Source organism: Kitasatospora putterlickiae (assembly GCF_039527695.1).
Lineage (GTDB): Bacteria > Actinomycetota > Actinomycetes > Streptomycetales > Streptomycetaceae > Kitasatospora > Kitasatospora putterlickiae.
This window is the reverse complement of record NZ_BAAAKJ010000540.1, coordinates 10,030-15,449: the sequence shown is the minus strand read 5'-3', so window position 1 is coordinate 15,449 and position 5,420 is coordinate 10,030. Positions and strand designations below refer to the sequence as shown.

The following is a 5,420-nucleotide window of genomic DNA, read 5'->3' as shown; positions in this document are numbered from 1 at the left end:
CCGCCGCCGGCGCGGCTCCTCCAGCGCCAGCCGGGCGCGCCGGGCCGCCCGCAGCTCCCGCACCCGCACCCGCGCCGCCGACCGCTCCAGCGCGCTCGCCCCGCCCAGCACCGTGCGCGGCACCGCGCCCACCAGATTGAAGTCCCCCAGCACCAGGTAAGGCTGCGGCAGGTCGGCGATCCACCGGCGGATCGCCGCCAGCTGCGCCATGTTCCAGCCCGGCACGAACGACAGGTGCGCGGCCACCACGGTGAACGGGCCGTTCGCTCCCTCCAGGACGGCGGCCAGCGCGGCCCGCGGCTCGTCCGGCACCGGCGTCAGGCCGCGCCGCCCGGCCACCCGCAGTGGCAGCCCGAACGGCGCCGGCGCGAACCGGCGGGCCCGCCAGTGCCGCACCGGCAGCCGGGTCAGCAGCGCCGTGCCGTAGGAGGGCGGCGCGCCGTCGTCGACCTCGGCCGGTCCGTAGACCTGGATCCCGGCGGGCGCCGAGGCCTCCGGGAGCCAGCCGGCCACCGGCGCGGGCCGCCCGTGCAAGGCGGCGGCGAACCGCCAGTCCGTGGCGCCCATCGCGGTGGCGGCGACGGCGGCCTGGTCGGTGCCGCCGGAGCGGGCCTGTCCGCGGTCCACCTCCTGGAGGGCCAGCACGTCGGCGTCCAGCGCGGCCACCGCCTTGGCGAGCGGGCCGCCGGGGTCGGGCGGGTAGGGCCGCGGGGCGCCGTCGGGCGCGAGCGGCTGACCGTGCAGCAGATTGAAGGTGGCGATGCGCAGCTGGCTCACGCCCCCCGACGTTACCCGCCGCCGGTGACGGCCGGATGTCCTGGCCGGAGGCCCTGCCCCTTGGCCTGCCCCCTCGGCCCGCCTCCCTGCCCAGCCCCCTCGCTCGTCCCCTTGTTTCGCCCCTCGGCCGGAGCGGCCCGGCTTGACCCGTCGAGCATACCGGGTATACATACTCGGTATGTCCATCCGCCACGGCCTGCTCGCCCTGCTCGACCAGGGGCCGCGCTACGGCTACCAACTGAGAACCGAGTTCGAGGCGCGCACCGGCGCCACCTGGCCGCTCAACGTCGGCCAGGTCTACACCACCCTCGCCCGCCTGGAACGCGACGGCCTGGTCGTCCCCGCCGGGGAGGACGAGGAGGGGCACCAGTTCTACGCCGTCACCGACGAAGGACGCGTCGAACTGCGCTCCTGGTTCGACACCCCGGTGCCGCGCACCAACCCGCCCCGCGACGAACTCGCCATCAAACTCGCGATGGCCGTCACCGTCCCCGGCGTCGACGTGCCCGCCGTCGTCCAGGGCCAGCGCCGGCACAGCATCAAGGCGCTGCAGGACTACACCCGGCTCAAGGCCCGCGCCCTCGCCGGAGAGAGCCGCCCCGGCGGCACCGACGCACCCGGGTCCGACCTCGCCTGGCTGCTCGTCCTCGAACAGCTGATCTTCCAGACCGAGGCCGAGGTCCGCTGGCTCGACCACTGCGAGATCCGGCTCGCCCAGCAGGCCGAGGTCGAACAGGCCCGCGCCGCCGAGGCCCGCGACAGCGGGGAGGCGCCCGCGCCGACCCGCTTCGGCCGCCGCCGCACCAAGGCCTGAACCACCCGGGGGCCCGGCCCCGTACGAATCGCACGAACCACAGGAACCACACGAACCACCGGCCCGCCTCCGCGTCACCGCGCGACGGGCCCCACCACAGCAGGGGGAAACGTGTCCCACACCGGTCCGAGCGGGAACGGCGCCAGCGCCGTCCTGCACCTGGACAACGTCACCCGGGTCCACGGACAGGGCGCCGCCGAGGTCCAGGCGCTGCGCGACGTCGACCTCAAGGTCCACCCCGGCGAGTTCGTCGCCGTCATGGGCCCCTCGGGCTCCGGCAAATCCACCCTGCTCACCCTCGCCGGCGGCCTCGACACGCCCAGCGGCGGGCAGGTCCTCGTCGAGGGCGTCGCCCTCGGCGGACTCAGCCGCAAGAGGCTCGCCGAGGTCCGCCGCCGCTCCGTCGGCTACGTCTTCCAGGACTACAACCTGATACCGGCGCTCACCGCCGCCGAGAACATCTCCCTGCCGCGCGAACTCGACGGGGTCTCCACCCGCGCCGCCCGCCGCGAGGCCCTCGCCGCCCTGGAGGAGCTCGGCATCCCCGAACTCGCCGACCGCTTCCCCGACGACATGTCCGGCGGCCAGCAGCAGCGCGTCGCCATCGCCCGCGCCCTGATCGGCGACCGCCGCCTCGTGCTCGCCGACGAACCCACCGGCGCCCTCGACTCCACCACCGGCGAGTCCGTCCTCGCCGTGCTGCGCGCCCGCTGCGACGCCGGCGCCGCCGCCATGATGGTCACCCACGAGGCCCGGCACGCCGCCTGGGCCGACCGCGTGGTCTTCCTGCGCGACGGCCGGATGGTCGACGAGAGCGTCAGCCAGGACGCCGGCAGCCTGCTCGTCGCGGCCGCCGCCAACGCGAAGGGCGCGGTGGGGGAGTGAACCTCGGTTCCTGGCGGGTCGCCCTGCGCATCGCCCGCCGCGACGCCCTGCGCGCCAAGGGCCGCAGCGCCCTGGTCGTCGCCATGGTCGCGCTGCCCGTCCTCGGCGTCACCGGCGCCGACGTGTTCTTCCGCAGTGCCGAGCTCGACCCCGTCGAGAAGGTCGAGCGCGCCATGGGCCAGGCCGACGCCTCCCTGGAGATCCTCGACCGCGGCGCCATCGTCATGCAGACCCCCGACCCCGAGGAGGAGCGCCAGATCACCACGGTCGACGAGGCGAAGAAGGAGAACGGCAAGCCCGTCCTCACCCCCGAGCAGCAGCGCAGCCTCGACACCGCGCCCGCCGACCTCGCCCGGCAACTGCTGCCCGGCGCCACCCTCGTGCCGCTCCGCGAAGCCCCCTACACCACCACCAGCACCGTCGAGGGCCTCGTCAGCGTCCGGATCACCGAACTCGACCTCGCCAACCCGGTCTGGCACGGCCGCTACGACGTGGTCAAGGGCAGGGCCCCCAGCGCGGACCACGAAGTCGCCGCCACCCAGGCCTTCCTCGACACCTCCGGGCTGAAGATCGGCGACCGCACCTCGCCGCGCGGCCTCGAAGCCACTCCCTACACCATCACCGGCGTCGCCGAGCACCCCGGCGACCTGAGCGGCATCGGCCTGTTCGCCCGTCCCGGCGCCGTGACCGAACCGCTCGCCAAGCTGCCCGGCTCCGATTCCGGCACGCGCGGGCGCACCTCCGTCAGCGAGGAGGTCAACGACTGGCTCGTCCAACTCCCGGCCGGGACCACCCTCGACTGGGCCAAGGTCGTGGAGCTCAACAAGTACGGCTTCCTCGTCGGCTCGCGCGCCGTGCTGCTCGACCCGCCGCCCCGCTCCGAGGTGCCGTACTACGTCGAGCAGGACAGCCGGGGCGGCGGCAGCTCCACCCCGTTCCTCGACCGGACCGCCGTCGTCGTCATCGGCACCGTCATGGGCATGGCCCTGCTGGAGATCGTGCTGCTCGCCGGCCCGGCCTTCGCCGTCGGCGCCCGCCGCTCCCGCCGCCAGCTCGGCCTGCTCGCCGCGGGCGGCGGCGACCGCGCCCAGGTGCGCGCCGTCGTCCTCGGCGGCGGCGTCGTCCTCGGTCTCACCGGCGCCGCCGCCGGACTGGTCCTCGGCGTCGGCCTGGTCGCCCTGCTGCGCACCCAGGCCGAGGAGTTCGCCGGCGAGCGCTTCGGCCACCTCGACCTCCAGCCGCTCGACCTGCTCGGCATCGTCCTGATCGGCCTCGTCACCGGTCTGCTCGCCGCCGTCGTGCCCGCCGTTCAGGCGTCCCGGCAGGACGTCGTCGCGGCCCTCACCGGCCGCGACTCCCTCAAGCCGCCCAGCCGCGCGCTCGCGGTGCTCGGCCTGCTGATGCTCGGCGGCGGCTCCGCGCTCGCCCTGCTCGGCGCGACCGGAGGCTTCGGCGGCCGCTCGCTCAGCGTCCTCGGCGGCTCGGCCATCGCCGAACTCGGCATGGTCGCCCTCGCCCCCTACCTGGTCGGCCTGTTCGGCCGGCTCGGCCGCTGGCTGCCGCTCGGCCCCCGCCTCGCCCTGCGCGACTCCGTCCGCCACCGCGGCCGCACCGCGCCCGCCGTCGCCGCGGTCATGGCCGCCGTGGCCGGCTCGGTCGCGGTGGGCGTCTACGGCGCCAGTCTCGACGAGGAGAAGCGCCTGCAGTACACCGCCGCCGGCCCCGCCAACGCGGTCATCGTGGCCGGCGGCTGGGGCGCCTCCTCGGACGGTTCGATGCTGCCCCAGCTGCGCGGCGCGGTGCAGAACGCCATTCCCGCCCTCGGCGATCGCACCGACGTCCAGCGGGTCAGCTACGGCACCGACTGCATGGTCTCGCGCGGCGGCTGCGGCTACCTCGCGGTGTCGATGCCCGAGGAGCGCCGTTGCCCGGCCTTCGGGGCGGGGAGCGAGCACCTCACCTCAAGCGAGCGGGAGCGGCTCGCCCGCGAGGACCCGCGCTGCCAGACGACGCACATCGTCCGCGGCAGCTACTTCGGCTCCGTGCAGGCCGGCGACGCCACGCTGCTGCACAACCTCTACGGCACCGACGACCCGGCCGCCGGGCAGGCGCTCGCCGCCGGCAAGGCCGTCGTCTTCGACGAGCGCTACCTCAAGGACGGGAAGATCACGCTGGAGGCCACCGTGCAGCCCGCCGCGGGGGAGCTGCCCGACCCGGGCCAGGAACCGGCCGTCCACCGGATCACCGTCGAGGCGGTCCACGTCGTCGCGCAGGTGCAGGCCGGCGGGGAGGCCTTGCTCAGCCCCGACACCGCCCGCCGGCTCGGCCTCACCACCACCGACGCGGGCTCGGTCTGGCTGCCCGCCACCGCGCCCGGCGACGCCGCCGAGCAGAAGGCCCGCGCCGCCCTCGCCAAGGTGTCCGACGGTGTCGACCTCGAAGTCGAACGCGGCTACCGGTCCGACAACGACCTCGTCATCCTCGGCCTGACCGTCTTCGCCGGCCTGGTCGCGCTCGGCGCCGCCGGGATCGCCACCGGTCTCGCGGCCGCCGACTCCCAGCGCGACCTGACCACCCTCGCCGCGGTCGGCGCCGCACCCGGGGTCCGGCGCACCCTCTCGGGCTTCCAGTGCGGGGTGATCGCCGCGATGGGCGCCCTGCTCGGAGCCGTCGCCGGGTTCGTGCCCGCGGTGGCGCTGCGCAAGGTCGAGGCGGCGGCGGCCTACTACCCGGGGATGAGCCTGGAGGAGAAGGCCGCCAAGGGGGTGCTGGAGTTCCCCTGGCTCACCATCGGGGGCACCGTGATCCTGCTGCCGCTGCTCGCGGTGGCGCTGGCCGCGCTGTTCACCCGCTCGCGGATCTCGCTGCTGCGCCGCACCGGCTGAGCCGTTCCCGCCGTCTCGTCCCGCCGTCTCGTCCCGGCACCCCGTCCCGGTACCCCCGG

General features: G+C 75.6%; 4 protein-coding genes. 3 read left to right on the top strand and 1 reads right to left on the bottom strand.

What is annotated here, in order from left to right; genetic code table 11:
* A partial coding sequence (locus tag ABD308_RS38995; protein ID WP_344345799.1) for an endonuclease/exonuclease/phosphatase family protein occupies positions 1-777 on the bottom strand: 777 nt, incomplete at its 3' end.
* A gap of 178 nt (positions 778-955) precedes the next feature.
* Between ABD308_RS38995 and ABD308_RS38990 the strand changes: the two genes are divergently transcribed.
* From ABD308_RS38990 to ABD308_RS38980, 3 genes are all read left to right on the top strand, one after another.
* Entirely contained in the window at positions 956-1,591 is a 636-nt protein-coding gene (locus ABD308_RS38990) for a PadR family transcriptional regulator (RefSeq protein ID WP_344345797.1), read from the top strand.
* 111 nt (positions 1,592-1,702) lie between these two features.
* Positions 1,703-2,476, top strand: coding sequence for an ABC transporter ATP-binding protein (locus ABD308_RS38985; protein ID WP_344345795.1), 774 nt, complete (start codon positions 1,703-1,705; stop codon positions 2,474-2,476).
* Positions 2,473-5,361, top strand: coding sequence for an FtsX-like permease family protein (locus tag ABD308_RS38980; protein ID WP_344345793.1), 2,889 nt, complete (start codon positions 2,473-2,475; stop codon positions 5,359-5,361). Before ABD308_RS38985 ends, ABD308_RS38980 begins: the two co-directional genes overlap by 4 nt.
* Positions 5,362-5,420: the final 59 nt, after the last annotated feature.